Annotated in this window: 25 protein-coding genes, 4 tRNA genes and 1 pseudogene; 21 read left to right on the forward strand and 9 right to left on the reverse strand. The window is 71.7% G+C overall.

Annotation, left to right across the window (positions count from 1 at the left end; all coding sequences use genetic code 11):
• Positions 1–22: 22 nt before the first annotated feature.
• Together ACFY1H_RS05990 and ACFY1H_RS05995 are read left to right on the forward strand one after the other, a co-directional pair.
• Positions 23–364, forward strand: a complete 342-nt coding sequence (locus tag ACFY1H_RS05990) for a helix-turn-helix domain-containing protein (protein WP_386944972.1) — start codon at positions 23–25, stop codon at positions 362–364.
• A 33-nt stretch (positions 365–397) separates the two neighbouring features.
• The gene (locus ACFY1H_RS05995; RefSeq protein WP_386944974.1) at positions 398–1729 is read left to right on the forward strand and encodes a tyrosine-type recombinase/integrase; all 1332 of its coding nucleotides are present in this window, start codon (positions 398–400) and stop codon (positions 1727–1729) included.
• A gap of 48 nt (positions 1730–1777) precedes the next feature.
• Here ACFY1H_RS05995 and ACFY1H_RS06000 read toward each other — a convergent pair.
• The 4 genes from ACFY1H_RS06000 to ACFY1H_RS06015 form a co-directional block, all read right to left on the reverse strand.
• Positions 1778–1852 (reverse strand) — tRNA-Val (locus tag ACFY1H_RS06000).
• A gap of 1 nt (position 1853) precedes the next feature.
• Positions 1854–1924 (reverse strand) — tRNA-Cys (locus ACFY1H_RS06005).
• Between the two features lie 25 nt (positions 1925–1949).
• Positions 1950–2022 (reverse strand) — tRNA-Gly (locus ACFY1H_RS06010).
• A gap of 127 nt (positions 2023–2149) precedes the next feature.
• Complete coding sequence (locus ACFY1H_RS06015; protein WP_005159130.1) at positions 2150–2575, reverse strand: SsgA family sporulation/cell division regulator; 426 nt, start codon at positions 2573–2575, stop codon at positions 2150–2152.
• 385 nt (positions 2576–2960) lie between these two features.
• Between ACFY1H_RS06015 and ACFY1H_RS06020 the strand changes: the two genes are divergently transcribed.
• The 10 genes and pseudogenes from ACFY1H_RS06020 (at position 2961) to ACFY1H_RS06065 (ending at position 13032) form a co-directional block, all read left to right on the forward strand.
• Positions 2961–3035, forward strand: a tRNA-Val gene (locus ACFY1H_RS06020).
• Positions 3036–4031: 996 nt separating this feature from the next.
• A complete protein-coding gene (locus ACFY1H_RS06025) occupies positions 4032–5597 on the forward strand; it encodes a sugar transferase (RefSeq protein ID WP_386945931.1) in 1566 nt (521 codons plus the stop codon).
• Between the two features lie 180 nt (positions 5598–5777).
• Positions 5778–7805 carry a threonine--tRNA ligase gene (gene thrS, locus ACFY1H_RS06030; RefSeq protein WP_386944976.1) on the forward strand — a complete coding sequence of 676 codons (2028 nt, stop codon included), beginning with the start codon at positions 5778–5780 and terminating at the stop codon, positions 7803–7805.
• Positions 7802–8350, forward strand: a complete 549-nt coding sequence (locus tag ACFY1H_RS06035) for an HIT domain-containing protein (RefSeq protein ID WP_366576903.1) — start codon at positions 7802–7804, stop codon at positions 8348–8350. The genes thrS and ACFY1H_RS06035 overlap by 4 nt, the downstream gene beginning before the upstream one ends.
• 168 nt (positions 8351–8518) lie before the next feature.
• A complete protein-coding gene (locus ACFY1H_RS06040; protein WP_366576901.1) occupies positions 8519–9049 on the forward strand; it encodes a MarR family transcriptional regulator in 531 nt (176 codons plus the stop codon).
• A 100-nt stretch (positions 9050–9149) separates the two neighbouring features.
• Positions 9150–9758: pseudogene (gene pgsA, locus ACFY1H_RS06045) on the forward strand (phosphatidylinositol phosphate synthase); the annotation flags it as partial.
• A 161-nt stretch (positions 9759–9919) separates the two neighbouring features.
• Positions 9920–10837, forward strand: a complete 918-nt coding sequence (locus ACFY1H_RS06050) for a phosphatidylinositol mannoside acyltransferase (RefSeq protein ID WP_366576899.1) — start codon at positions 9920–9922, stop codon at positions 10835–10837.
• 16 nt (positions 10838–10853) lie between these two features.
• The gene (locus tag ACFY1H_RS06055) at positions 10854–11999 is read left to right on the forward strand and encodes a glycosyltransferase family 4 protein (protein ID WP_366577009.1); all 1146 of its coding nucleotides are present in this window, start codon (positions 10854–10856) and stop codon (positions 11997–11999) included.
• Positions 11996–12484, forward strand: coding sequence for an NUDIX hydrolase (locus ACFY1H_RS06060; RefSeq protein ID WP_366576897.1), 489 nt, complete (start codon positions 11996–11998; stop codon positions 12482–12484). The genes ACFY1H_RS06055 and ACFY1H_RS06060 overlap by 4 nt, the downstream gene beginning before the upstream one ends.
• A gap of 35 nt (positions 12485–12519) precedes the next feature.
• A complete protein-coding gene (locus ACFY1H_RS06065) occupies positions 12520–13032 on the forward strand; it encodes an XdhC family protein (protein ID WP_366576895.1) in 513 nt (170 codons plus the stop codon).
• Positions 13033–13050: 18 nt separating this feature from the next.
• On the opposite strand, the gene ACFY1H_RS06070 is transcribed toward ACFY1H_RS06065, so the two are convergent.
• Positions 13051–15162 carry an elongation factor G-like protein EF-G2 gene (locus ACFY1H_RS06070; protein ID WP_386944980.1) on the reverse strand — a complete coding sequence of 704 codons (2112 nt, stop codon included), beginning with the start codon at positions 15160–15162 and terminating at the stop codon, positions 13051–13053.
• A 144-nt stretch (positions 15163–15306) separates the two neighbouring features.
• Here ACFY1H_RS06070 and ACFY1H_RS06075 point away from each other — a divergent pair, with 144 nt between their 5' ends.
• Both ACFY1H_RS06075 and ACFY1H_RS06080 read left to right on the forward strand, forming a co-directional pair.
• The gene (locus tag ACFY1H_RS06075) at positions 15307–16746 is read left to right on the forward strand and encodes an FAD-binding oxidoreductase (RefSeq protein ID WP_386944982.1); all 1440 of its coding nucleotides are present in this window, start codon (positions 15307–15309) and stop codon (positions 16744–16746) included.
• 59 nt (positions 16747–16805) lie between these two features.
• Positions 16806–17771: a DUF5937 family protein gene (locus tag ACFY1H_RS06080; protein ID WP_386944983.1), complete on the forward strand. Its 966-nt coding sequence runs from the start codon at positions 16806–16808 to the stop codon at positions 17769–17771.
• Between the two features lie 4 nt (positions 17772–17775).
• Here ACFY1H_RS06080 and ACFY1H_RS06085 read toward each other — a convergent pair whose 3' ends face one another.
• Entirely contained in the window at positions 17776–18096 is a 321-nt protein-coding gene (locus ACFY1H_RS06085; protein ID WP_386944985.1) for an AzlD domain-containing protein, read from the reverse strand.
• Complete coding sequence (locus ACFY1H_RS06090; RefSeq protein ID WP_366576885.1) at positions 18096–18791, reverse strand: AzlC family ABC transporter permease; 696 nt, start codon at positions 18789–18791, stop codon at positions 18096–18098. The genes ACFY1H_RS06085 and ACFY1H_RS06090 overlap by 1 nt, the downstream gene beginning before the upstream one ends.
• A gap of 70 nt (positions 18792–18861) precedes the next feature.
• Between ACFY1H_RS06090 and ACFY1H_RS06095 the strand changes: the two genes are divergently transcribed.
• Positions 18862–19425, forward strand: coding sequence for an XRE family transcriptional regulator (locus ACFY1H_RS06095; protein WP_366577007.1), 564 nt, complete (start codon positions 18862–18864; stop codon positions 19423–19425).
• A gap of 41 nt (positions 19426–19466) precedes the next feature.
• On the opposite strand, the gene pdxS is transcribed toward ACFY1H_RS06095, so the two are convergent.
• Positions 19467–20381 (reverse strand): pyridoxal 5'-phosphate synthase lyase subunit PdxS, encoded by a 915-nt coding sequence (gene pdxS, locus ACFY1H_RS06100; protein WP_366576883.1) that lies wholly within the window; start codon positions 20379–20381, stop codon positions 19467–19469.
• 453 nt (positions 20382–20834) lie between these two features.
• Here pdxS and pdxT point away from each other — a divergent pair, with 453 nt between their 5' ends.
• From pdxT to ACFY1H_RS06115, 3 genes are all read left to right on the forward strand, one after another.
• The gene (pdxT, locus tag ACFY1H_RS06105; protein ID WP_366576881.1) at positions 20835–21479 is read left to right on the forward strand and encodes a pyridoxal 5'-phosphate synthase glutaminase subunit PdxT; all 645 of its coding nucleotides are present in this window, start codon (positions 20835–20837) and stop codon (positions 21477–21479) included.
• 60 nt (positions 21480–21539) lie between these two features.
• The gene (locus tag ACFY1H_RS06110; RefSeq protein WP_360604005.1) at positions 21540–22295 is read left to right on the forward strand and encodes a YebC/PmpR family DNA-binding transcriptional regulator; all 756 of its coding nucleotides are present in this window, start codon (positions 21540–21542) and stop codon (positions 22293–22295) included.
• Between the two features lie 213 nt (positions 22296–22508).
• The gene (locus tag ACFY1H_RS06115; protein WP_360604007.1) at positions 22509–23030 is read left to right on the forward strand and encodes a DUF4262 domain-containing protein; all 522 of its coding nucleotides are present in this window, start codon (positions 22509–22511) and stop codon (positions 23028–23030) included.
• 34 nt (positions 23031–23064) lie between these two features.
• On the opposite strand, the gene ACFY1H_RS06120 is transcribed toward ACFY1H_RS06115, so the two are convergent.
• Positions 23065–23511: a cupin domain-containing protein gene (locus ACFY1H_RS06120; protein ID WP_386944989.1), complete on the reverse strand. Its 447-nt coding sequence runs from the start codon at positions 23509–23511 to the stop codon at positions 23065–23067.
• Between the two features lie 74 nt (positions 23512–23585).
• Between ACFY1H_RS06120 and ruvC the strand changes: the two genes are divergently transcribed.
• From ruvC to ruvB, 3 genes are read left to right on the forward strand one after another with little or no spacing between them, the layout of a single operon-like run.
• Entirely contained in the window at positions 23586–24227 is a 642-nt protein-coding gene (gene ruvC, locus ACFY1H_RS06125) for a crossover junction endodeoxyribonuclease RuvC (protein ID WP_255638075.1), read from the forward strand.
• Positions 24224–24820, forward strand: a complete 597-nt coding sequence (gene ruvA / locus ACFY1H_RS06130) for a Holliday junction branch migration protein RuvA (protein WP_366576876.1) — start codon at positions 24224–24226, stop codon at positions 24818–24820. The genes ruvC and ruvA overlap by 4 nt, the downstream gene beginning before the upstream one ends.
• 3 nt (positions 24821–24823) lie before the next feature.
• Entirely contained in the window at positions 24824–25906 is a 1083-nt protein-coding gene (gene ruvB, locus ACFY1H_RS06135) for a Holliday junction branch migration DNA helicase RuvB (protein ID WP_386944992.1), read from the forward strand.
• Positions 25907–25975 lie beyond the last annotated feature (69 nt).

Below are 25975 nucleotides of genomic sequence, written 5' to 3' on the forward strand. Positions count from 1 at the left end.
CATAATTGCGTTGGAGTGTGTGATGGGAATCGAGGGTAGCGGAGATAATGTCCACGGTTGTGCCGCAGTCGCCGCCGCGATTCGAGAAGTTGCGACGGCGGTGCGTGCTGCCGCGCCGGGTCCGCCGGCGGACCCGGATGCGTTGCTCACGGCGGAAGACGTGGGGGAGTTGCTGCAGCTGTCGCCGAGGACGTTGAAGGACCAGGCTGCCGCCGGTGTTCTGCCGCATCACCGGTTCGGCAAGCACTACCGGTTCACCCGTCGGGATGTTGCCGAGATCGTGCGGCTAAGCGCCGCTTCGGCGAAGCCGGTACGGCGGCGCGTGCCGCTGGGGGATCTTGCCCAGGACTTCCGTGCCGCGTGAGGCGGGCGGAGTAACAGAGAAGAGGAGTCAAGGATGGCCTACGGCCAGGAACAGCCCGGGACCGGCAGGTGGCGTGCGCGCTACAAACGGCCTGACGGGACGTTGGGAAGCAAGTCGGGATTCCCGACCGAGAAGGCTGCCGAAGACTGGGGCTTGGAGCAGGAGGCGTTGATCCGGCGCAACATGTGGCTGGATCCCCGCGACGGAGAGACCTTGTTCCAGGACTTCGCCGAGGAGTGGCTCGACGCGGTGACGCCTCGACTTGAGCTGAACACTGTCGCGAAGTACCGATCGTTTCTCGACAAGCAGTTGTATCCCCAGTGGGGTGCCTGGCCGTTGATTGGGATCTTCAACGGCTACGTGGAGATCGAGCGGTGGCTGTCAGAGTTGCACGAGGACTACGCCGAGTCGTCGGTGTCGTCGTACTTTGCCTTGTTCTCGACGATCCTCAATCGCGCCAAGCGGGCGCGGATGATCCCGGCGAATCCGTGTAGCGGTGTCCGCGTGACCGGTGGTGAGTTTGAGACCGAGCGGTTGGTGGCGTCGCCGGCTCAGGCGCTGCGGGCTGCGATGCGGCTCTACGAGACCGGGCTTGGGGTGTCGGGGTTCGTTCTGTGTCTGATGGACTTCTATTCCGGGGCCCGATGGGGTGAACTTGTCGGGCAGCAGCGGCATGAGTACGACTCCGAGCGGCGGGGTATCGAGATTCGGACGCCGCTGAAGGAGATTGGCGGGAAGGTCTACAAGGGCGGCCGGAAGAGTGATCGCGATCACTCGCCGAGTTGGCAGCGGCCTCCGGCTCGGCGCGGGAACGCCCGGCCGAAGAAGGGGCGGACGAAAACACCGGCGGGTACGCGCTTCGTGGCGCTGCCGCCTGGGATCGCGGTGTTGTACGAGGAGCTGATGGACAGCCATCGGCATCCCTTTGTGTTGTCCACGCCGGAGGGGCACCCTTGGCGGCGGTCCAATTTCCGGATCCGGTTCTGGCGTCCGGCGTGGGACGGGGTTGAGCTCGACGACGCTGGGGCGGGGGAGCGGCGACCGCCGATTCTGCCCATGTTCACCTTCCACGAAGGCCGGCACACCCACGCCACGTGGCTGACTGAGGACGGGATCCCGGAGGTCGCGCGGCGCGCCCGTCTGGGCCAGAAGATGAAGGGCGTCGCGCGGGTCTACGACCATGTGACCCCGGCGATGGTGAACGAGATCCTGGACGCGTTGGAGGAGCGGTGGCTGCGGTCGCTGGCTTCTCTGTACCCGGGGGAGCGGGCGAAGCTGGTGTCCTGGTTCCCGCACCTGCGGTCCCGGCGGGGGCTGGACCCGGGTTCTGGGCCCATCGCCATTCCATCGCCATCTGACGACTGAAGCCCCGCCCCTCCGGGGAGGAACAGGGCTTCCGGCCTGTGTTTTGGCTGGTGCGCGATACTGGGATTGAACCAGTGACCTCTTCCGTGTCAGGGAAGCGCTCTCCCGCTGAGCTAATCGCGCGAGGTGGAGACGGGATTCGAACCCGTGTACACGGCTTTGCAGGCCGTTGCCTCGCCTCTCGGCCACTCCACCGTGCAAGGCCTCGAAGAGCCTTTCGAGCGGACGACGGGATTCGAACCCGCGACCCTCACCTTGGCAAGGTGATGCGCTACCAGCTGCGCTACGTCCGCACTCTCCGCGGGTCCCGAGTGCCTGGTCAGTGGCCTGGCACCCCGTCGCCGTGGTGTGAGAGAACCATATCGGACCCCGAAAACCGCCCCGTCACCGGGGGGCCATCTGCCGGTTGCGGGGCTGTGATCAGGCGAGATCGTTGGGGATGAGGTGGGTCAGGGCGTCGTCGACGTCGACCCACAGGTGTTCGTTGCCGGGGAGCACCACGTCGTACGTGCGGTCGAGGAAGTCGGCGAGCTCCTGGGCGGAGGCTTCGAACATGGCGTGCCCGGAGGGGGAGTTGAGCTCGATGAGCACGGACTCGGGATCTTCGACCGACGGGCGGATCCGCACGTCGCCGTCGCCGGCGTCGGCGAGGAGGCCGTCGGCGAGGAGGTCGCGGGCGTAGACCCACTCGACCCAGCCCGCGCGGCCGGTGCGGAAGGCGGCGACGACCGCGTAGGGGTCGCGAGTGTCGTAGCGCAGTTCAACCTTGACCGGAACCGCCGGGGTCCGCGGCGCCAGCAGGTCGAAGACCGCCGTCGAGCGGAGCGTCACGTGATCGTTGCGCATCGTCCTACCCTTCGTCTCCCTTCCCGGCCCGGACGACCGAGGACGACGATGAGACGCTCCGGGAAGCCGATTCCGTCGCGGGTTCTCCGGAGATCACCCGTCCGTGGTCGGCAGTACCGTTCCGTCCGTCGTCGCCCGCGCCGCGCAGCCTTCCGCGGGCGCCCGCTGGGCAGCCACACGTACATACTGCGCGGTTCGACCGCCGCGCGATAGCACCGTCGCACGGATGTCGAAGCCGGGCGCGAGCGGCCCCACCGCGGCACAACCCCGGCTAGCTCGGGGTTGTTCGCTCCGTATTCGCTGGTAGACGGAGGGTGTTCGGCGCCAACCACCCGTTTGCAGGCCCTCGAAAGTCGTGTTGTAGAGTTGTCCTCACTCCACGAGCGGGCGATTAGCTCAGGGGGAGAGCGCTTCGTTCACACCGAAGAGGTCACTGGTTCGATCCCAGTATCGCCCACCACATCGAGGCTCCGGATCTCACGATCCGGGGCCTCGACTGTTTTTCGCGCAAGAATCTTCGCAGGTCAGCACCTCGCGGCGGCCCGGACCGGCGCGGCGTCCGGGGGGATCCGGTCCGACCTGGTCGATCACGGCTCCACAACGGTCTCGACACGGCTTCCTGACCTGCAATTTGCAGGTCGCACGCGCACAGATGACCTTCGCCGTACGGCTCGCGTCGGTTTTGTGGCACGAGGACTCTGTGAGACACCTTGAGTGTGATCCTGAGCACTTTCTCGATCATGTCAAGATTCGAACCACCCGAACGGCCGCACGCAGTTCGCCGCAACTCCGGCCGCGGGCCGGCGGCGCGGTCCGCCGACGTTCGAAGGTTTCCGTCCGGGGCGCGGCCGTTCCGGTGAATCTGCCGCGCTTCCGAGGCGCCCCCACAGCCTCTGGTATCGGCGGGCCCGGTTCGGCAAGACGGGTGAACGCGGCGATTCCGCGGTGGGAGCACGGCGTGATCGGCGCGCCAGCCCGCGCACCCCGGGGGAGTATGGCGCCCGGCCGGCGCCTCACGTGCGACGAAAACCCGACGCCGTGACACCGCGAAGCAGAATGTCACCGCCGGCGCGATCCGATCCGCCGAGCCTCCGGGGAAATCCACTGTGGACGCGTCCGGACCGGAGTGTCCACAGTGGAACATCCCGGTGGCCGGGACGCCTCGCCCTCGCCGCGGACAGTGGTGGAACATTGACTACATTCCGTAGTTATCGGTGGGTTGCCACTTATTACTCATCGTCATCATCCTGTTATCTTCAAGCCATTCATTTGCGTGAAGCAGCCGCAGGATGTGGCTGGAAATCCTTGTAACGAGTCCCGGATAGCCGCCGATACCTTGGCGTGTGTCGCTCCTTTGGTGGCTGAATCGGGTAAGGGTCATGATCACGCTCCGAGATCAAACTCGTTCACTCAGCGTGCCGGCGGAGACCTTCGAACCATGCTCCTGGGAGGTCTGATGGAAGAGTCGGTGCGGCCCACATCCACGGTCAGCGGACCGCCGCCGCACATCGACCTCCAGGCGATGCCGGAGATCCCCGCACCCGCCGGCGCGAGGACCGGGAAAACCGCGACCGCGCACCCCGTGCCGGCCGTGAACGCACCGCGGCCCGCGCCCGTCGAGTCGACCACGGCGAAATCGCATCCCGCTTCGTGGGAGAAGCGTTACCGCGCCTGGGTCATCGCCAGTGACATCGTCGCCGCCTTCGTGGTGATCGGCGTCAGCGCCTTCGTGATCGACCGCGTGGCGCCGCAGGACATGCACGCGTTCGGCACGGCACTGGCGGTGCTGTGCGCGCTGCCCGTCAGCCGCGCGTGGAGCCCGCGCGTGCTCGGCGAAGGTCCCGAGGAGTACCGGACGCTCGGCCGCGGCCTCATCACCGCCGCCGTGCTGGTGGCGCTCGGCGGCCTGCTCTTCCGCGCGCTCGACGTGCAGCCGTGGGTGTTCATCGTGGTGCCCGTGATCGCGCTCTTCGCCTTCCCGCAGCGGTACCTGCTGCGCCAGGTCCTGCACCGCCAGCGCCGACGCGGCCTGTGCCTGCTGCCCGTGATGGCGGCCGGCAGCCCCGGGACGGTGGCCGACCTCATCGCCCGCACGAAGACCGAGGCGCACGTCGGCTGGCGCGTGGAGGCGGTCTGCACGGTCGACGGCGGGGGCAGCGGCGAGATCGACGGCGTGCCCGTGGTCGGCCGGCTCGAGGAGCTCTCCCGCCACGTGCGCCGCGGCGGCTACCGCGTCGTCGCCATCACCGCCGACCAGTACTGGACGCCGAAGCGGCTCCAGCGCCTCGCGTGGGACCTCGAAGGCACCGCCGCGGAGCTGGTCGTGGCGCCGGTGCTGATGGAGGTCGCGGGGCCGCGGCTCAACGTCTCCGGTGTGCTCGGCATGCCCCTGCTGCGGGTCACGGCGCCGCGGTTCACCGGTGGCCGCCGGCTCGTGAAGGAGGCCGTCGACCGCTGTGGCGCGGCGTTCCTGCTGACGCTGTTCTCCCCGCTGCTGCTGGCGATCGCGCTGGCCGTGAAGCTCGGCGACCGCGGCCCGGTGATCTACAAGCAGCGCCGCGTCGGCAAGGACGGCGAGAACTTCACGATGCTGAAGTTCCGCACGATGGTCCCCGACGCCGACAAGATCCGGCAGAACCTCGAAGAGGCCAACGAAGGCGCCGGGCCGCTGTTCAAGATGAAGCGCGACCCGCGCGTGACCCGCGTCGGCGGGCTGCTGCGCCGCTACTCGCTCGACGAGCTGCCCCAGCTGTTCAACGTGCTCTACGGACGTATGTCGCTCGTCGGGCCCCGGCCGCCGCTGCCGGAGGAGACGCGCCAGTACGCGCCCGACGCCCGCCGCCGCCTGCTCGTGAAGCCCGGCCTCACCGGCCTGTGGCAGGTCAGCGGCCGCAGCGACCTTTCCTGGGCCGACAGCATCCGGCTCGACCTGCGCTACGTCGAGGACTGGTCGCTCGCGCTGGACCTGGTGATCCTGTGGAAGACCTTCCGCGCCGTCGTCGGCGGGGACGGCGCCTACTGAGCCCGGGCCACGCCCCGCGGAGCGGCCGCCGACCACCCGGTCGGCGGCCGCTTCCGCAGTGCCGGGAGACGAGCCCGGCCGGGCCGTCGCGGTTAGCGCCGACACGCGTGAGGCGCCCGCGGGCCGACGACTAGCATCGACCGGAGTCATCCCCGTCACTTGCCCCAGAAGGAGCCGATCGTGTCGCATCCGCCGTCAGCCGCCGCCGTCCCCGCCGAGCGCGTGGTGGTCCCGGCGGGCACTACGGCGGGAGCCGCGGTCCGCGAGGCCGGGCTGCCGACCAAGGGCCCGGACACGATCGTCGTGGTGCGCGACGCCGAGGGCAAGCTGCGCGACCTCGCGTGGGCGCCGGAGGCCGACGCCGAGGTGGAGCCCGTCGCGGCCAACACCGAGGACGGCCGCAGCGTGATCCGCCACTCGGCCGCCCACGTGCTGGCCCAGGCCGTGCAGCAGGAGTTCCCCGACGCGAAGCTCGGCATCGGGCCGCCGGTCAAGGACGGCTTCTACTACGACTTCGCCGTCGACAAGCCCTTCACCCCGGAAGACCTGCAGGCGCTGGAGAAGCGCATGAAGCAGATCGTGAAGGGTGCCCAGCAGTTCTCCCGCCGCGTGTTCGACTCCGTCGACGAGGCCAAGAAGGAGCTGGCGAACGAGCCGTTCAAGCTCGAGCTGGTCGACCTCAAGTCCGAAGTGGACACCGACGAAGTGATGGAGGTCGGTGGCGGCGAGCTGACGATCTACGACAACCTCGACCCGCGCACCAAGGACCGCGTGTGGAGCGACCTCTGCCGCGGCCCGCACGTGCCCACCACCAAGTTCATCCCCGCGTTCAAGCTCACCCGCGTGGCCGCCGCCTACTGGCGCGGCAGCGAGAAGAACCCGCAGCTGCAGCGGATCTACGGCACCGCGTGGGAGTCGAGCGAGGCGCAGGACGCCTACCTGGAGCGCATCGCCGAGGCCGAGCGCCGCGACCACCGCCGCCTCGGTGCCGAGCTCGACCTGTTCTCCTTCCCGGAGGAGATCGGCTCCGGCCTGCCGGTGTTCCACCCCAAGGGCGGCATCATCCGCCGCGAGCTGGAGAACTACTCGCGCCGCCGCCACGAGGAGGCCGGCTACGAGTTCGTGAACACGCCGCACATCTCCAAGGGCGAGCTGTTCCACACCTCCGGCCACCTGCCCTACTACGCCGACACGATGTTCCCGCCGGTCAAGTTCGAGGACGAGGACTACTACCTCAAGGCCATGAACTGCCCGATGCACAACCTGATCTTCCGCTCGCGCGGGCGGTCGTACCGGGAGCTGCCGCTGCGGCTGTTCGAGTTCGGCACGGTGTACCGCTACGAGAAGTCCGGTGTGGTCCACGGCCTCACCCGCGTGCGCGGCCTGACGATGGACGACTCGCACATCTACTGCACCAAGGAGCAGATGCCCGGCGAGCTGCGCTCGCTGCTGAAGTTCGTGCTCGACCTGCTGGCCGACTACGGGCTGTCGGACTTCTACCTGGAGCTGTCCACCCGCGGCGACTCCGAGAAGTTCATCGGCGAGGACTGGGAGTGGGAAGAGGCCACGGAGACGCTGCGGCAGGCCGCGATCGACTCCGGCCTCGAGCTCGTGCCCGACCCGGGCGGCGCCGCCTTCTACGGCCCGAAGATCTCCGTGCAGGCGCGCGACGCCATCGGCCGCACCTGGCAGATGTCCACGATCCAGCTGGACTTCAACCAGAACAAGCGCTTCAACCTCGAGTACACCGCCTCCGACGGCTCGCGCCAGCGCCCGGTGATGATCCACCGCGCGCTGTTCGGCTCGATCGAGCGGTTCTTCGGCGTGCTGACCGAGCACTACGCCGGCGCGTTCCCCGCGTGGCTCTCGCCGGTCCAGGTCATGGGCATCCCGATCACCGCCGACCAGGTCGAGTTCCTCGACGGGGTGCAGAAGGCGTTGCGCGCCAAGGGGATCCGGGCCGAGGTCGACGCGAGCGACGACCGCATGCAGAAGAAGATCCGCACCCACACCACGCAGAAGGTGCCGTTCCTGCTCCTGGCGGGCGCCAAGGACGCCGAGGCGGGCGCGGTGTCGTTCCGCTTCCGCGACGGCGGCCAGATCAACGGCGTGTCCGTGGACACCGCCGTCGACGCCATCGCCGAGTGGGTGGCCGGCCGGGAGAACGCCTCGCCGAGCGCGGAGGCCGTGGAGAAGATCCTGCGGTGAGCGACGCGGACGGTCCCGAGATCGTCGAGCAGGACGGAGTGGGGGTCCCGGACGCGTTGCAGCGGCTGTGGACCCCGCACCGGATGGCCTACATCAAGGGGCAGGAGAAGCCGGACGACGACGAGTCCGACGGCTGCCCGTTCTGCCGCATCCCCAGCCTCGACGACGAAGCGGCGCTGATCCTGGCGCGCGGCGAGACGGTGTACGCGGTGCTGAACCTGTACCCGTACAACCCCGGTCACCTCATGGTGGTGCCCTACCGCCATGTGGCCGACTACACCGACCTGACCGAGGCCGAGACGCGCGAGCTGGCCGAGTTCACGCAGCACGCCATGCGCGTGGTGCGTGAGGTGTCGGCAGCGCACGGGTTCAACATCGGCATGAACCAGGGCGTGATCGCCGGCGCGGGCATCGCGGCGCACCTGCACCAGCACCTGGTGCCGCGCTGGGGCGGCGACGCGAACTTCATGCCGGTGATCGGGCACACGAAGGTGCTGCCGCAGCTGCTCGGCGAGACGAGGAAACTCCTGGCCGACGCGTGGTGAAGACCACGGGGGCGCGCGAGTGTACCGACGCGGTCTGTGCCGATCATTACTCACCCGACCACAGTCACGGCCGAATGGCTTCGTAGCAACGGTTACGTGCCGCCAGGGGGTCGGCCTACCTTTGGCCGGATGAGTAATTGAGCACTCAATCAGGGGTAGCATGGAGGTATGTCCGAACCTCGCTGGCTTTCCGAAGACGAGCAACGCGTCTGGCGTGATTTCTCCCAGGCCGCCGCGCTTCTGCAAGCGCACCTCGAAGGCCAGCTGCAACACGACTCGGGCATGCCGCACACGTACTACGAGGTCCTGGTCGCGCTGTCGGAGGCCGACGGGCGCCGGCTGCGGATGAGCGAGCTCGCCGAAGCGCGCGGCTCCTCGCGCAGCCGGCTGTCCCACGCCGTGGCGCGCCTGGAGGGCAAAGGCTGGGTGCGGCGCGAGTCGTGCCCCACCGACAAGCGCGGCGCGTGGGCGGTGCTCACCGACGCGGGGTTCGCGGCGCTCGAAGCGGCCGCCCCCGGCCACGTCGAGGCCGTGCGCGAGAGCCTCTTCGACCGGCTGACACCGGAGCAGGCGCACCAGCTGGGCGAGATCAGCTCGGCGATTCTCGGCGGTCTGCGGCCCCAGTGCGCGGCCGCGATCGCCGCCGAGGAGGCGGGCGAATTCGTGGCCCCGGTCGTCGAACTGCCGAAATCAGGCTGATCGCCCGGCGGGTCGCGGGGCGGGACGTCGGGCCCGTGACGGCGGGTCGATAGGCTTTCGTGGCCCACCCACCCCCGAGCCAGGTGCACCAGACGACGAGATGCTCAACATTTTCGCCCGTGCCTCAGTATCCCGCGTCACCGATCCGATCGGTCGGACGCTGGTCCGTGCCGGACTGACTCCGAACGCGATGACCGTGATCGGCACCGCGGGTGCCGTGGCGTGCGCGCTGGTCTTCTTCCCTCAGGGGCTCCTGCTGTGGGGAACCTTCACCGTGTGGGGGTTCGCCATGCTCGACCTCCTCGACGGCGCGATGGCCAGGGCCCGCGGCTACGGCACCCCGTTCGGAGCCGTCCTCGACGCCACGTGCGACCGCCTGGTGGACGGCGCGCTGTTCGCCGCCATCGCGTGGTGGTGCTTCGTGGTCGACCACAACAACCGCGCGGCGGCGGCCGCCCTGATCTGCCTGGTGCTCGCCCAGGTCATCTCCTACGTGAAAGCCCGCGCCGACGCGTCGGGCCTCGAAGCCGACGGCGGCCTGGTCGAGCGGGCCGAGCGGCTGATCATCGCGCTCGTCGGCACCGGCCTGCACGGCCTCGGCGTGCCCTACACGGTGGAGATCACGCTCTGGCTGCTCGCCGTGCTGTCGGTGATCACGCTGCTGCAGCGCGGTGCCGCCGTCGCGAAGGCCGCGCGAGCCGTGGCCGAGCAAGCGAAGCAGACCGCGCAGGCCGGCCAGGCCACGCAGACCGAGGAACCCACCCGCGCCGAGCAACCCGCGCAGGCCGAGAAACCCACCCAGGCCGGGCAAGCCGCCGCTCCGGCCGAGCAGGCCACGACCGGCGACGTGCAGACGGGCGGGGCGCAGCCGTGAGCGCGCTGTCCCAGCGGCTCGGCGAGTTCGGCTACACGGCGGGCTGGCAGCTCGCCCGCCGGATGCCCGAGCCGATGGGGACGGCGGTGTTCGCGCTGGGCGCAGACCTCGCCACCCGCCGCGGCGGCGGGGGCGTGCGGCAGCTGCGCGCCAACCTCGCGCGGGTCGTGCCGCAAGCCGACGAGACGGAGCTCGACGAGCTCGTCCGCCGGGCCATGCGGTCGTACTCGCGGTACTGGTACGAGACGTTCCGGCTCCCGTCGATGGACCGCGCCGAGGTGATCTCCAAGGTCGGGGCCGCGATCACGGGGGTCGAGAACATCGACGCCGCCCTCGCCGAGGGCAACGGCGCGGTGATCGCGCTGCCGCACAGCGGGAACTGGGACGCGATCGGGGTGTGGCTGGCCGACCGGCTCGGCGGGTTCACCACGGTCGTCGAACGCCTGAAGCCCGAGTCGCTGTTCAACCGGTTCGTGGCCTACCGCGAGGCGCTCGGGTTCGAGATCGTGCCGCTCACCGGCGACAGCGCGGCGATGCGCCTGCTGCTGAAACGCCTGCGCGAGAACAAGGTCGTGTGCCTCGTCGGCGACCGCGACCTCACCGCGAGCGGGGTCCCGGTGCGGTTCTTCGGCGAGCGCACGCGCATGCCCGCGGGCCCGGCGCGGCTCGCCGCCACGACCGGGGCGGCGCTGCTGCCCGTCGGCTCGTGGTTCAGCGAGGACGGCTGGCAGGTCCGCGTGCACCCGCGCATCCGCGTCACCGCGCGCGCCGAGGTCCCCGCGGCCACCCAGGCGCTGGCCGACGCGTTCGCCGGCGACATCGCGGCGCACCCGGCCGACTGGCACATGCTGCAGAAGATCTGGCTCGCCGACCTCGAGGCCGGCGAACGCGCCAGCCTCGAAGAAGTGGGCTGACCCGGTGGCGGGCGGGCTGAAGATCGGGATCGTGTGCCCCTACTCGTTCGACGTGCCGGGCGGGGTGCAGGGCCACGTGATCGACCTCGCGCGGGCGCTCATCGCGCGGGGACACCACGTGTCCGTGCTGGCGCCGGCCGACGAGGACGCCGTGCTGCCCGACTTCGTGCACCCGGCGGGCAAGGCGCTCGGCATCCCGTACAACGGCTCGGTCGCACGGCTGCAGTTCGGGCCCGTCTCCTACGCACGGGTGCGCCGCTGGATCCGCGACAACGGGTTCGACGTGCTGCACCTGCACGAACCGGCCGCGCCCAGCCTGTCGCTGCTGGCCCTGAAGGTGGCCGACGGGCCGATCGTCGCCACCTTCCACACGGCGACCACGCGCTCGCGCACGCTGGCGGCGTTCCAGCCCGTGCTGCGGCCGCTGCTGGAGAAGATCACCGCGCGCATCGCGGTGTCGGCGCTGGCCCGGCGGGTGCAGGTCGAGCACGCCGGCGGCGACGCGGTGGAGATCCCCAACGGCGTCGACGCCGAGTTCTTCGCCCGCGCCACGCCGCTGGAGGGCTACCCGCGCGCGGGCGGCACGGTCGGGTTCGTCGGCCGGTTCACCGAACCCCGCAAGGGCATGGACGTGCTGCTGGAGGCGTCGCGCCGGTTGCTGCCGGAGTTCGAGGACCTGCGGCTGCTCGTGGTCGGCCGCGGCGACCCGGACCAGCTGCGGCGCATGGCCGGGCCCGAGCTGTGGCCGCACGTCGAGCTGCTCGGCCAGGTCGACGACGCCACGAAGGCCCGCGCGCTGCGCAGCGTCGACGTGTACTGCGCGCCTAACACCGGCGGCGAGAGCTTCGGCATGATCCTCACCGAGGCCATGGCCGCGGGCACGCCCGTGCTGGCCAGCGGGCTCGACTCGTTCCGCCGCGTGCTCGACGACGGCAAGGCCGGCCAGCTCGCGGCGACCGGTGACGCCGGCGCGCTCGCCGACGGCCTGCGCGAGCTGCTCGGCGACCCGGCGCGGCGCGCGTCGCTGGCCGCGGCGGCGGGGGAGCGCGTGACGGGGTACGACTGGTCGGTCGTCGTCACCCAGGTGCTGCGCGTGTACGAGACCGCGATCGCCGCCGACCCGAGGCTGGTCGTCCCCGCGGAACGGGAGTTCGCGCGGTGAGCTGGCTCGCGTGGCTGATCCCCGTGCTGGCCGCGATCGTGGTGCTGGGCGGGCTGTTCCTCGTCGCGACGGCCAACCGCCTCGACCGCCTCCACGTGCGCATGGACGCCGGCTGGGCCGCGCTCGACGCGGCGCTGGCGCGGCGGGCGGTGGTCGCGCGGGCCGTCGCCGCGCTGCTGGACGGCACCGGTCCCGGCCTGCACGCCGCGGCCGAGCGGGCCGAACGCGCGGCCCGCGCCGAACGCGAGGCCGACGAAAACGAGCTGACCCTGCGGCTCGGCGCGATCGACCGGACGGCGCTGCCGCCGGCGCTGGCCGAAGAGCTCACCGACGCCGAGCACCGCGTGGTCATCGCGCGCCGCGTGCACAACGACGCCGTGCGCGACACGCTCGCGCTGCGGCGCCGGCGGAAAGTGCGGTATTTCAAGCTCGCCGGGACGGCGCCGCTGCCGGAGTACTTCGAGTTCGCCGAACCCGACGTGTGACCGGAGTTCGGGGTGACGGTGGCAGACTGAGCCGCATGACCGTCGAACCGGATGCCTGCGCCGTCGCCCACGGTGCTCCCGAAGCGAACCCCGACGCGCGGACGCTGGTCGCCGTGTTCGCGTCGCCGGTGGCCCGGTACCTGCTGAGCTACGCCGCCGACCTGGGCTACCACACCGTGCTGTTCGAGCCGGACGCCGCGCGCGCCACCGACGTGCAGTCCGCGTGCGACATCCGCACCTCGATGCCGTCGGTCGACAAGACCGCGGACGTCGTGGTGACCGACCACCACCGCACCGAGCTGGGCCCGGTGCTGCGCGACGCGCTCGCCGAGGAGGCCCGCTGGGTCGGCGTGCTCGGCAACCCGCGGCACGAAGGCCCGCACGTGGCGGCCCTGACGGCGCTGGGCGTGCCGGCCCCGGACATCGCGCGGGTGCACCGCCCCGTGGGGCTGAACATCGGCTCGCGCAAGCCGGCGGAGATCGCCATCGCCGTGCTGGCCGGCCTCATCGCCGACCGCAACGGCAAGCCGGGCGGCTTCGAGTTCTGACCGGTGTGACCACCGGGTTCACAGGGGCATCGCCGCTCCTTCCGGCAGCGGTTCGAACCGGGCGTGGACGCGGGTGAACGTGGCCGTGCCCGAGCTCAGTGAGCGCAGGTCGATCGCGTAGCGCAGGAGCTCCGCCGCGGGCACCTCGGCGTTGATGACCGTGCGGCCGCCCTCGCCCGACTCGGTGCCGAGCACGCGCCCCCGCCGCGACGACAGATCGCCCAGCACGGTGCCCAGGTGCTCGTCCGGGAGCGTGATGGCGACGGTGTCGAGGGGTTCCAGCAACGTGATCCGGCTGGCCGCCGCGGCTTCCCGCAGCGCGAGCGCCCCGGCGGTCTGGAACGCCGCGTCCGACGAGTCGACGCTGTGGGCCTTGCCGTCCACGAGCGTCACGCGCACGTCGACGACCGGGTGCCCGTCCATGAGCCCGCGCTTGAGCTGCGCGCGCACGCCCTTCTCGACACTCGGGATGAACTGGTGCGGCACCGAGCCGCCGACGACCTTGTCGACGAACTCGAACCCACTGCCGCGCGGCAACGGTTCCACCTCGATGTCGCACACGGCGAACTGGCCGTGGCCGCCGGACTGCTTCACGTGGCGGCCGTGGCCGCGGGCGGGTTTGCCGAACGTGGCGCGCAGGCTGATGCGCACCGGTTCGGTGTCCACGTCGGCGCCGCCGGCGCGCAGCCGCGACAGGACGACGTCGGCGTGCGCCTCGCCCATGCACCAGAGCACGAGCTGGCCGGTTTCGGCGTTGCGGTCGAGCCGCAGCGTCGGGTCTCCGGCGACCAGCCGCGAAAGGTTGCGGGAGAGCGTGTCCTCGTCGCTGCGGGTCTTGGCGATGATGGCGACCGGCAGGAGCGGCTCGGGCATGCGCCACGGTTTCATCACCAGCGGGTCGTCCGGCGACGAGACGGTGTCGCCCGTTTCGGCCGAGCCGACCTTGGTCAGCGCGCACAGGTCGCCCGCCACGCAGTAGGGAACTTCGCGCAGCGCGGACCCGAGCGGCGAGTACAGGTGCGCCACGCGTTCGTCGGCGTCGTGGTCCTCGTGCCCGCGCTCGGCGAGGCCGTGCCCGGACACGTGCACGGCGTTCTCCGGCCGCAGCGTCCCCGAGAACACCCGGACGAGCGACACGCGGCCGACATAGGAGTCCACGGCCGTGCGCACGACCTCCGCGGCGAGCGGCCCCGCGGGGTCGGCCGTCAGGTCGCCGTGCGGGCCGCCGTCGGGAGTCGTGACGCCCGGCAGCGTGTGTTCCAGCGGCGACGGGAACGCGCGCACGATCCCGTCGAGCACCTCCGCGAGCCCGATGCCGCTGGTGGCGCACACGGGGATGACGGGGTGGAACGACCCGCGCGCCACCGCCGTCTCGAGGTCGGCGATGAGCGTGTCCTCGGAGATCTCCTCGCCGCCGAGGTATCGCTCCATGAGGGTCTCGTCCTCGCTCTCGGCGATGATGCCCTCGATGAGCTCGTTGCGGGCGTCCTCGAGGCCGGCGAGGTCGGCCGGGTCGGGCTCGCCGATCTGCGGCGGGTAGCTGGCGGAGTAGTCGAAGTAGCGCTGGGTGATGAGACCGACCAGCCCGTCGCGAGCCGGGAGGTACAGCGGCAGCACGCCCGCACCGAACGCGGCCTGGCAGGCGGCGATCTCCGCGAGCGCGTCGGCCCGGTGGTGGTCGAGGCGGGAGACGATCACGGCCCGGGGCATCCCGACCGACGCGCATTCCTCCCACACGGCGACCGTCGCGGCGTCGACGCCTTCGGCCGCGCACACCACGAACAGCGCGGCGTCGGCGGCGCGCAGCCCCGCGCGCAGCTCGCCGACGAAATCGGCGTAGCCCGGGGTGTCGATGAGGTTGATCTTGTGGCCCTGGTGCAGCACCGGGGCCACCGACAGCCCGACGGACCGCTGCTGGCGCACGGCGGCCGGGTCGTGGTCGCACACCGTGGTGCCCTCGACGACCGAGCCGGCGCGCGGGACGGTGCCCGACGCCGCGAGCAACGCTTCGGTCAAGGTGGTCTTCCCGGACCCCGAGGGCCCCACCAGCACAACGTTGCGTACTCGGGCGGGGTCGGCCACAGCGACGGCGGCCCCGGTGTCGGTACTCCTGCTCTGTTTGTCGGCCATGGCGACTCCTCGGCGAACGGCTGGTGTACGCGATGTGTCCTCGATCACACACCCGCTACCCTGGGCAGGGCAAGGCAGGGCCGGGGGGACCACGCGTTTGCTCCCCGGTGTGTTCCGGCTTCGGGCCGGGTGACGGGGGGCGGGATGACGATCAGCAGGCGCACGTTCCTGTGGGCGTCCGGGGCGGCGGTACCGGTGGCGGCGGGCCTGGGGGCCACCACGGCGGACCGGTGGGCGGCCCTGCGGCGACGGCTTTCGGGGACGTTGCTCGTACCCGGCGACGCGGGGTACGAGGCCGCTCGTCACGGTTATTTCACGCTGTACGACCACCATCCGGCCGCGATCGCCGGCTGCGTGAGCGAGGCGGACGTGCAGGCGTGCGTGGACTTCGCCGCGCAGCACGCCATCCCGGTGGCCGCGCGCTCGGGCGGGCACAGCTACGTCGGATACTCCACTGTGGACGGCGGACTGGTGGTGGACGTCGGGCGGCTCGCCGGGATCCGCGTCCTCGACCACGGACGGGCCGTGGTGGGGGCGGGTGCGCGGCTGGGCCCGGTGTACCAGGCACTGGGGACCGCGGGGCGGGCGCTGGCCGCGGGAACGTGCCCGACCGTCGGCATCGCCGGGCTGACGCTCGGCGGGGGAGTCGGGGTGCTGGGCCGCAAGCTCGGGCTCACGTGCGACCAGCTCGAGTCGGCGCGGGTCGTGACGGCCGACGGCGTGGCGCGCACGGTGTCGGCGCACCAGGACGCGGACCTGTTCTGGGCGTTGCGCGGCGGCGGGGGCGGCAACTTCGGCATCGTCACGTCGTTCACCTTCCGGACCGCCCAGGCGCAAGCCCTCACGTCCTTCAGCCTGCAGTTCCCGCCCGAGACGGCCGCGACGCTGCTCGCCGAGTGGCAGGACTGGCAGCCGCGGATGCCCGACGAGCTCTGGTCCGACCTCGGGCTCGGCGCCACGGCGGCGAACTTCGGCGGCTGCTTCGTGGGTCCGCGCAGCAGGCTGAAGCCGATCCTCGACGATTTCGTCCGCCGGGTCGGCGCGGCGCCGCTGAAACGGGAGGAGCCGGAGACCGATTTCCTCGGCGCGATGCGGTACTTCGCCGGTTGCCCGGACCTCGCGGGTTCGGCGTGCGGTCCCGGCTGGGGTGGTGGCACGGGCAAGATCGGGACCGCCGCGTACGTCGCGACGTCACGGATGCTGATGCGCCCGGCGCAGGACCCGGCCGCGGTCCTGGAACTGCTGAGCGAGGACCCGGATTCTTACACGATCGTGGACGGTGGCGGCGGCGCGATCGCGCGCGGCGACTCGGCTTTCCCGCACCGCCGGGCGCTCGCGAGCTTCCAGTTCACCCACGGGCTGGAGCACGCGACCGAGGCCGCGGCAAGGCGCGCGATCGGGCGAATTCGCGACGGGCTCGGGCCGGAATTCGGCACCACCGGTTACGTCAACTACCTCGATCCGGAAATGCCGGAGTGGGGCCAGGCCTATTACGGCGGCAACCTGCCCCGGCTGCGCGCGGTGGCCCGGCGCTACGACCCGGACCGCGTGTTCTCCTTCCCCCAAGGGGTAACCCCGGCCTGACTGTCCACAACGGATCGTTTTACACTTCTCCGATTCCCGTTTTTTCGAGGAGGAGGAACGTGCTGGAGCTGGCGTGGTCGGCGGACGAACTCGCGCGAACGAGGCTCGCGTTCTCCCCGCTGTGGGAAATCGTGGCGAGCGTCCGGGTGCTGGCCCGCCCGGGCGAGCACGCGCTGCACCTGCCGTGGGTGCGCAAGGCGTCGGGCGCGCTGGCCGACGCGGGGATCGACGTCACGCCACTCGCCGATCTCGTCGCCGGCCGCTCGGTGCCGCGGTTCCTCACGCCCGCACCGGCTTCGCCCGTGCCGCAGCTGGCCGACGAGCTGGCGGACCTGCGCGACCTCGCCCCGCGCGCGGTGCGGCGCGAGCTGGAGGCGATGGACCCGCCGCGCTCGGCCGCGCTGACCCGCCTGCACCGCGACCCGGAGGCCGGGCTCGACCGGCTCGCGGGGCTGATGGAGCGGTACTGGGCGGTGGCGCTGGCGCCCGCGTGGCCACGCATGCGGGCGCTGCTGGAAGGCGACGTGCTGCACCGGTCGCGGCTGCTCGCCGCCGGCGCGGCGGAGGACCTGTTCCACGACCTCGCGCCCGCCGTCCACTGGGCCGAGGGCGCGCTGATCGTCGCCCAGCGGCTCGTCCCCGCCACGGGCGCGCCGCACGGCCACGGGCTCGTGCTGGCGCCGTCGGTGTTCGTCTGGCCGCGCGTGATCTCACGAACCCACGCGGGCCGGCAGCCCGTGCTGCGCTATCCGGCCCGCGGCGTCGCCGGCCTGTGGGAAGCCGGTGGTACCTCGTCGTCGGCCGCCCTGCGCGGAGTGCTCGGCCGCAGCCGCAGCACGCTCCTCACCTCGCTGACCACGCCGGCGGACCTCGGCGAGCTGGCGCGCCGCACGGGCCTGAAGCAGGGCGTCGTCGCGAAGCACCTCCAGCTCCTGCGTGCCGCGGGCTTGATCGCCACGGCCCCCGACGGCGTCCACTCGCGAACGGTCGCCGCCGACGCCGTGGTGACCGCGGCCGACGACTGAGGGCTCAGGGCACCCCGGCCAGCCGCAACAGCGCCGCCGTCGCCGCGGCGGCCACGACCACGGCCACGAACGGGGCCTTGCGCCACGCGAGCACCCCGCCGACCAGCACGCCGGCCGGGCGGGCGATGCCGGCGAACGCGTGCCCTTCCGTCAGCGCGCTCGTCGTGACGAGCGCGGCCAGCAGGACGACGGCCGAGAGCGCCATGAGCCGCTGGGCACGGGGGGAGAGGTGCACGCGCGTGCGCAGCACCGGCCCGGCGAAGCGGAAGGCGAACGTGCCCGCCGCGAGGACCACGGTGGCGATCAGGAGCTCGACGCCGTCCATCAGTGGGCTCCTTCCAGCGTCTTCGGTTCCTTGGCCGCCACGCCGACGAGTACGCCGGCCAGCGCCAGCAGCACCGGCAGGCCCGCGGGCAGGAACGGGGTGGCCGCCAGGGCGACCACGACGCCCACGGCGACGGGCAGCCGCGTGGCGCGGTCGCGCAACGACGGCAGGACGAGGGCCAGCAGCACGGCCGGGAACGCGGCGTCCAGGCCGAACGCGGCGGTGTCACTGATGGCGGTGCCCGCGAACGCACCCGCGACGCAGCCGGCGTTCCACGCGACGAACAGGCCCGCGCCGCACGCCCAGTAGGCGGCACGCCGGCGTCCCGAATCGCGCTGGGCCAGGGCGAAGGCCACCGACTCGTCGATCATCAGGTGGCTGCCGGCGATGCGGGTGGCCCACTTCGGGCCGAACACGTCGCCGATCGCGAAGCCGAACGGCAGGTGCCGCGCGTTCACCAGCAGGCCCGCGACCACGGCGGCCAGCGGGTTGCCGCCGCCGGCGATGATGCCCACCAGCATGAACTGCGACGCGCCGGCGAAGACCAGCAGCGACAGCAGCATCGGAGCCCACAGCGGGAACCCCGAGCCCACCGCGATGGCGCCGTAGGAGACGCCCACGAGGCCGTCGGCCAGGCAGACGAGCGCGATGTCCCGGGTCAGCTCCCGGTCGAGTGTTCGCCAAATCGAACGCATAGTGTCTTATGCTGAACACAGGACCGGGTGTTCGTCAAGGCGAACGGAAAGACTGATGGAGCGAACACAGATGTCGCAGGAGACCGGCGGCGCGCCGCTGGAGATCATCGCCGCGTCGCTGCGGCGCGAGCGCACCCGCGCGGGCCTGTCGCTCACCGAGGTCGCGCGCCGCGCCGGCCTGGCGAAGTCGACGCTGTCGCAGCTGGAGTCGGGCTCGGGCAATCCGAGCGTCGAGACGCTGTGGGCCCTCGGCGTGGCGCTCGACGTGCCGTTCTCCCGGCTCGTGGAACCCGAACGGCCCCAGGTCCGCGTGATCCGCGCGGGCAAGGGGCCGACGGTGTTCGCCGAGCACGCCGACTACGCGTGCACGCTGCTGTCCGCGTGCCCGCCGTCGGCGCGCCGGGACCTGTACGTGATCCGCGCGGAGCCGGGCACTCCGCGCAGGTCGGACCCGCACATGAACGGCGTGGTCGAGCACATCGTGATCTGCGCCGGGCGGGCCCGCGTCGGCGTGCGCGACGACCCGGTCGAGCTCCTGCCCGGCGACTACATCTGCTACCCCGGGGACGTGCCGCACATCTTCGAGGCGCTGGAGCCCGGCACGTTCGGGGTGGAGATCTCCGAGTACTCGTGAGAAGCGGTACCCGGGAACCCCCGCGGTGAAAAACCCGGGGCTTACCAGCCGCGCTCGGCGAGGCGGTGCGGCTCCGGCAGCTCCTCGACGTTGATGCCGACCATCGCCTCGCCCAGGCCGCGCGAGACCTTGGCCAGCACGTCGGGGTCGTCGTAGAACGTCGTCGCCTTGACGATGGCCTCGGCGCGCTGCGCGGGGTTGCCGGACTTGAAGATCCCCGAGCCGACGAACACGCCCTCGGCGCCGAGCTGCATCATCATCGCCGCGTCGGCCGGGGTCGCGATGCCGCCCGCGGTGAACAGCACCACCGGCAGCTTGCCGTTCTGCGCGACCTCCTTGACCAGCTCGTACGGCGCCTGCAGCTCCTTCGCCGCGACGAACAGCTCGTCCTCGGGCAGCGAGGACAGCTTGCGGATCTCGGCGCGGATCTGGCGCATGTGGGTGGTGGCGTTGGAGACGTCGCCGGTGCCGGCCTCGCCCTTGGAGCGGATCATCGCCGCACCCTCGGTGATCCGGCGCAGCGCCTCGCCCAGGTTGGTCGCACCGCAGACGAAGGGGACGGTGAAGGCCCACTTGTCGATGTGGTTGGCGTAGTCGGCGGGCGTGAGCACCTCGGACTCGTCGATGTAGTCGACGCCGAGCGACTGCAGCACCTGCGCCTCGACGAAGTGGCCGATGCGGGCCTTCGCCATGACCGGGATCGAGACGGTCTCGATGATGCCGTCGATCAGGTCCGGATCGCTCATGCGCGCGACGCCGCCCTGGGCGCGGATGTCGGCGGGCACGCGCTCGAGCGCCATGACCGCGACCGCGCCGGCGTCCTCGGCGATCTTCGCCTGCTCGGCGGTGACCACGTCCATGATCACGCCGCCCTTGAGCATCTCCGCCATGCCGCGCTTGACCTTGGCGGTGCCGGTGACGGACTGGGGTTCGGGGGTGGTCTGCTGCTCGGACACCTCGGGGCCTTTCTCGGGACGGACTGCTGCGCCTTCGAGCGTAGGGGCGCGGTGGACCGGTGAACCAGGCCAGTGCCCGGCTATCTCGGCAGTCCACTTTTCGCGTGGCCACCACCTGCGGATCCGCTCGCCGCCGGGCGGTGTCGGGCGCGTCACGTGCCGCCGGATCGACGCTGACCTGCACCGGCGCCGGCGGGGTATCCTGGAGGTATCTGTGGGGGCGGCCACGCGGATTCCCGCTGCCGCCCGGCCCGCGGGTGTGCTGAGCTCCGGCAAGATCCCCCTCGAGGTGGCCACTCGGCGACGTTTCGAGAAGGCCACTCGGCGGCGCCGGGGTCCGGTGGCCGGCCCCGTCGCTCGGGTGGGTGACAGCCGGCCGACTGCCCGCTGACCTGGCCGGGAGGCCCGCGAGGCGTCCCCCTAAGCTGAGCAGAACGTCTTTCGGGAGGTCGGGTGGCGACAGCTTCGGGAGCACGGCCGACGGTCGGCGTGCTCGCCCTGCAGGGCGCCGTGCGCGAGCACGTCGCGATGCTGGAGCGCGCGGGCGCGCACGCCGTGCCCGTGCGCCGCGCGGCGGAATTGTCCGAAGTGGACGGCCTGGTGCTCCCCGGCGGGGAGTCCACCACCATGTCGCGGCTGCTGGAGAGCTTCGAGCTGCTCGAGCCGCTGCGGGCGCGGATCGCGGACGGGATGCCCGCCTTCGGCTCGTGCGCCGGGCTGATCCTGCTGGCGCGCCAGGCGCTCGACGGGCGCCCGGACCAGCAGCAGCTCGGCGGGCTCGACGTGGTCGTCCGGCGCAACGCGTTCGGCCGGCAGGTCGACTCGTTCGAGGTGGACCTCGACTTCGCGGGTGTCGAAGACGGGCCCGTGCACGCGGTGTTCATCCGGGCCCCGTGGGTCGAGAAGGCGGGGGCGGGGGTCGAGGTGCTGGCCACCGTGCCGGCGTCGCTCGTGCCCGACGACCCCGACGGTGGCGGGCGCGAGGCTAGGATCGTCGCCGTCCGGCAGGGGTCGGTGCTGGCCACGGCCTTCCACCCGGAGATCACCGGGGACGAGCGGGTGCACCGGTTGTTCGTCGAGCTCGTGCGAGAAGCCTGAGCAGGGATTGCGGCGTGCGCGCGACGCGAGTCGGGGGCACGCGGAACAAATGGAGGAAAGATGAGCGGCCACTCCAAGTGGGCCACGACGAAGCACAAGAAGGCCAACCTCGACGCGAAGCGTGGCAAGCTCTTCGCCCGGCTGATCAAGAACATCGAGGTGGCCGCCCGGACCGGCACCGGCGGTGGGGACCCCGACGGCAACCCCACCCTCTACGACGCCATCCAGAAGGCGAAGAAGAACTCGGTCCCGCAGGACAACATCGAGCGCGCCCGCAAGCGCGGCGCCGGTGAAGAGGCCGGTGGTGCCGACTGGCAGAACATCACGTACGAGGGCTACGGGCCCAACGGCGTGGCGGTGCTGATCGAGTGCCTCACCGACAACAAGAACCGCGCCGCCATGGAGGTCCGGACCGCGCTCACGCGCAACAACGGCTCGCTGGCCGACCCGGGCTCCGTCGCGTACATGTTCAACCGCAAGGGTGTCGTGATCATGCCCAAGGGCGAGGCGACCGAGGACGACGTCCTCATGGCCGTGCTCGACGCGGGTGCCGAGGAGGTCAACGACCTCGACGAGAGCTTTGAGATCGTCTCCGAGGGCGGCGACCTGGTCCCGGTGCGCAAGGCGCTGCAGGAGGCCGGGTTCGAGTACGAGTCGGCGGAGCTCACGTTCCTCCCGACGGTCTCGGTGCCGCTGGACGTCGACGGCGCGAAGAAGGTCTTCAAGCTGATCGACGCGCTCGAGGACTGCGACGACGTGCAGAACGTCTACGCGAACTTCGACGTGTCGGACGAGGTCATGGCCTCGGTCGACTGACGTCGGCCCGCGGCGGGTTTTCCCACCGCGGCAAGGAATTCGGCGGCACACCGAGAGTAGAGCGTGCCGGCGAACGGCCCCGGTCGGGTGCGGGAGAGTCCGCGTCCGGCCGGGGCCGTTTCTCGTGTGATTAGCGTCGCGTAGTCGGATTCCTTGCTGTGCCCGGAAATTCGCGGCTGTCGGTACTGGGCTCAGCCGCGCGGGTACGGCACAATGGCCGCCGTGACGACCTCAGCCCTCACCGCCGAAGAGCAGCGCCTGATCGACTGGATCGAGTCCCAGGCGAAGGAACGGGGCAACGCGGTCATCGCGGTCCCGCAGGACGACCAGGGCGCCGGCTTCTGTTTCACCGCTTGCGCGTGGGCGCTGCACAACGTGCCGGAGGCCGTGGTCGTCGGCCTGCCCGGCGACCTGGGGCCGATCCTGCTCGACGCGTACGTCGACCGCGCCGCCAACGGCGAGATCTTCGAGGTCGGCAAGCGCTACGACGACTTCTTCCAGGGCAGTGCCGTCGTGTTCGAACGCGTCGCGAAGGGGCACTACCCGGAGTACTTCGGCTCGGCGTTCCTCGTCTACCCGGACGGCGACTTCCCGGCACTGCAGGTCCTCGTCGCCACGGCCGACGGGCACTTCCCCTGGCAGGACACGGCTCCCGAAGGGTTCGCCGAGTGGCAGCCGGTGCTCACGGAAAGCGGTGTGCCCGAAAGCTGGACCCCCGGCGTCGACGGCCCGTGATCAGCCACGGCCGGTGATCACCGCCGGCCGCTGATCACCGCGGCAAGGCCCGCAGATCCGCCGCCGCGCCGGGAAACCGCGCGGCGAGCGTCTCGACGTCGGCGAACTCCACGCAGTCGTCGGTGTAGGGCGGCACCACCACGGTGCCGAGCAGAGACCACTCGCCCAGCGGTACCGTCGCCTGCCACGTGCCGGCGGGCACCACGACCTGCGGCTGTTCGCCCGCGGCGACGTCGGTGCCCAGCACCGGCCGCGTGACCGTGCCGTCCGCATGCAGGAGCAGCATCCGCGCCGGCGCTCCGGCGTGGTGCACGAAGACTTCGACGCGGTCGAGCCGGTGCGGCGCCGAGAACTGCGGCGCCACCAGCAGGTAGTAGATCGCGGACCCCTCTTCGGAACGCCAGCTCTCCGCGAAGAGGCCGCCTTCGACGGGCAGCGGCGACAGACCCAGGTGGCGGATGAATTCCGGCGGCTGCGGCATGGCGACCATCCTGCCGGGCCCCCGCCCAGTAGCCTGCACCTCGAACGGATGTTCGCGCGGGCGAAGGAGAAGGTGTGCGGGTGCTCGGGGTCGACCCCGGTCTGACCAGGTGCGGTCTCGGCGTGGTCGACGGTGGCAAGGGCCGGGTCGTCCGCGCGGTGGCCGTGGGTGTCGTGCGCACCCCGCCGGAGGACGATCTCGCCCACCGGCTGCTCGGCATCGCCGACGAGGTCGAGGTCTGGCTGGACCGCTATAAGCCCGAGGCGATCGCGGTCGAGCGCGTGTTCGCGCAGCACAACGTCCGCACGGCCATGGGCACCGCGCAGGCGGGCGGCGTCGTCGCGCTGGCCGCGGCCCGGCGCGGGCTGCCGGTCGTGTTCCACACCCCGAGCGAGGTCAAGGCCGCGGTCACCGGGTCGGGCCGCGCGGACAAGGCGCAGGTCACCGGTATGGTGATGCGCCTGCTCAACCTCGAGGTGAAGCCGCACCCCGCCGACGCGGCCGACGCGCTGGCGCTGGCCATCTGCCACCTCTGGCGCGAGCCGATGCGCGTCCGTCTCGCCGAGGCCGAGGCGCGCGCGGCCGAGCTGGCCCGCGCGCACAAGGCCAAGCTGGCGGCCGCCGCGAAACAGGCGGGCGCCGCCACCCGCACCCCCGTGCGGCGCGCGGCCCGCCGGACCCCGAGCAAGCTGGACGACACTGGAGCACCCCGATGATCTCCTCCGTACGCGGTGAAGTGCTGTCCGTCGGCCTGGACCACGTCGTGGTCGAGGTCGGCGGCGTGGGCTTCGCCGTGCAGGCCACTCCGGCGACGCTCGCGACGCTGCGCCGCGGCGAGCAGGTGCGGCTGCACACCGCGCTGGTCGTGCGCGAGGACTCGCTGACGCTGTTCGGGTTCGCCGACGAAGACGCGCGCGAGCTGTTCGGCCTGCTGCAGACCGTGTCGGGCATCGGCCCGCGGCTCGCGCTCGCCACGCTCGCCGTGCTGGAGCCCGACAAGCTGCGCGCCGCGCTCGTGGAAGGCAACATCACCGTGCTCACGCAGGTGCCCGGTATCGGCCGCAAGGGCGCCGAACGGCTCAGCCTCGAGCTGCGCGACAAGGTCACCGCGCTCGGCGGCACCGGCGAGATGCCGGCCGTGTCCGCGCCCGGCGCGCTGCGCGCCGAGGTCGTGGAAGCGTTGGCAGGACTGGGTTTCCCGGCCAAGCAGGCCGAGCAGGCGGTGGACCGCGTGCTGGCCGAGGGCGACGGGCACACCACCGCCACGGTGCTGCGCTCGGCGCTGGCCACCCTCGGGCGCAAGCGGTAGCCGGTGGACCACGAAGTGACCGAGTTCGAAGCCGGCAGCGACTCCGACGAGACGCTCTCCGCGCTCTCGCAGAACGGCGAGCGCGAGGTCGAGACGACCCTGCGGCCGCGCAAGCTCGACGAGTTCGTGGGCCAGCCCCGCGTGCGCGAGCAGCTGGAGCTGGTGCTGGAGAGCGCCCGGCGCCGCGGCGTGCCGCCCGACCACGTGCTGCTGTCCGGCCCGCCCGGCCTCGGCAAGACGAGCATGGCGATGATCGTGGCCGCCGAGCTGGGCGCGGCCATCCGCATCACGTCCGGTCCGGCGCTGGAACGCGCGGGCGACCTGGCCGCGATGCTGTCGAACCTCGCGCCCGGCGACGTGCTGTTCATCGACGAGATCCACCGCATCGCCCGGCCCGCCGAGGAGATGCTGTACCTCGCGATGGAGGACTTCCGCGTCGACGTCGTGGTCGGCAAGGGACCGGGCGCCACGAGCATCCCGCTCGAGATCGCGCCGTTCACGCTGGTCGGGGCCACCACGCGGTCGGGCTCGCTGACCGGGCCGCTGCGCGACCGCTTCGGCTTCACCGGGCAGATGGAGTTCTACTCCGACGCCGAGCTGGAACTCGTGGTGCGCCGCGCCGCGACGATCCTCGACATCCCCATCGACCGCGACGGCTGCTCGGAGATCGCCCGCCGCTCGCGCGGCACGCCCCGGATCGCGAACCGCCTGCTGCGCCGCGTCCGCGACTACGCCGAGGTCCGCGCCGACGGCACCGTGACCAGGGACGTCGCGCGGGCGGCGCTGAAGGTCTACGACGTGGACGAACTCGGTCTCGACCGGCTGGACCGGGCCGTGCTCACCGCGCTGACCCGCTCGTTCGGCGGGGGACCGGTCGGCATCTCGACGCTCGCCGTCGCCGTCGGTGAGGAGGCGACCACGGTGGAAGAGGTCTGCGAGCCCTACCTGGTCCGCGCGGGTATGCTCGCCCGGACTCCGCGTGGCCGGGTCGCGACCGCGGCCGCGTGGGAGCACCTCGGCCTGGTGCCACCGCCTGACGCAGGGCGGCCGGACCAGGGCGGTCCCACGTTGTTCGACCAGAGCTGAACCAGGGCTGACGGGGACGTCGGACACCGGCCGGCGGGAGCGCAACGGACGGTGGGTGCTGGCGATTTC

Origin of the sequence: Amycolatopsis sp. NPDC001319 (assembly GCF_042896185.1) — a bacterium.
Classification (GTDB): Bacteria; Actinomycetota; Actinomycetes; order Mycobacteriales; family Pseudonocardiaceae; genus Amycolatopsis.

Coding starts and splice junctions, on each gene's coding strand:
- ACFY1H_RS05990 (WP_386944972.1), top strand. CDS start 23: ATGGGAATCGAGGGTAGCGGAGATAATGTCCACGGTTGTGCCGCAGTC.
- ACFY1H_RS05995 (WP_386944974.1), top strand. CDS start 398: ATGGCCTACGGCCAGGAACAGCCCGGGACCGGCAGGTGGCGTGCGCGC.
- ACFY1H_RS06015 (WP_005159130.1), bottom strand. CDS start 2,575: ATGCGCAACGATCACGTGACGCTCCGCTCGACGGCGGTCTTCGACCTG.
- ACFY1H_RS06025 (WP_386945931.1), top strand. CDS start 4,032: ATGGAAGAGTCGGTGCGGCCCACATCCACGGTCAGCGGACCGCCGCCG.
- ACFY1H_RS06040 (WP_366576901.1), top strand. CDS start 8,519: ATGTCCGAACCTCGCTGGCTTTCCGAAGACGAGCAACGCGTCTGGCGT.
- ACFY1H_RS06065 (WP_366576895.1), top strand. CDS start 12,520: ATGACCGTCGAACCGGATGCCTGCGCCGTCGCCCACGGTGCTCCCGAA.
- ACFY1H_RS06070 (WP_386944980.1), bottom strand. CDS start 15,162: ATGGCCGACAAACAGAGCAGGAGTACCGACACCGGGGCCGCCGTCGCT.
- ACFY1H_RS06075 (WP_386944982.1), top strand. CDS start 15,307: ATGACGATCAGCAGGCGCACGTTCCTGTGGGCGTCCGGGGCGGCGGTA.
- ACFY1H_RS06085 (WP_386944985.1), bottom strand. CDS start 18,096: ATGGACGGCGTCGAGCTCCTGATCGCCACCGTGGTCCTCGCGGCGGGC.
- ACFY1H_RS06090 (WP_366576885.1), bottom strand. CDS start 18,791: ATGCGTTCGATTTGGCGAACACTCGACCGGGAGCTGACCCGGGACATC.
- ACFY1H_RS06095 (WP_366577007.1), top strand. CDS start 18,862: ATGTCGCAGGAGACCGGCGGCGCGCCGCTGGAGATCATCGCCGCGTCG.
- ACFY1H_RS06110 (WP_360604005.1), top strand. CDS start 21,540: ATGAGCGGCCACTCCAAGTGGGCCACGACGAAGCACAAGAAGGCCAAC.
- ACFY1H_RS06115 (WP_360604007.1), top strand. CDS start 22,509: ATGGCCGCCGTGACGACCTCAGCCCTCACCGCCGAAGAGCAGCGCCTG.
- ACFY1H_RS06120 (WP_386944989.1), bottom strand. CDS start 23,511: ATGCCGCAGCCGCCGGAATTCATCCGCCACCTGGGTCTGTCGCCGCTG.
- ruvA (WP_366576876.1), top strand. CDS start 24,224: ATGATCTCCTCCGTACGCGGTGAAGTGCTGTCCGTCGGCCTGGACCAC.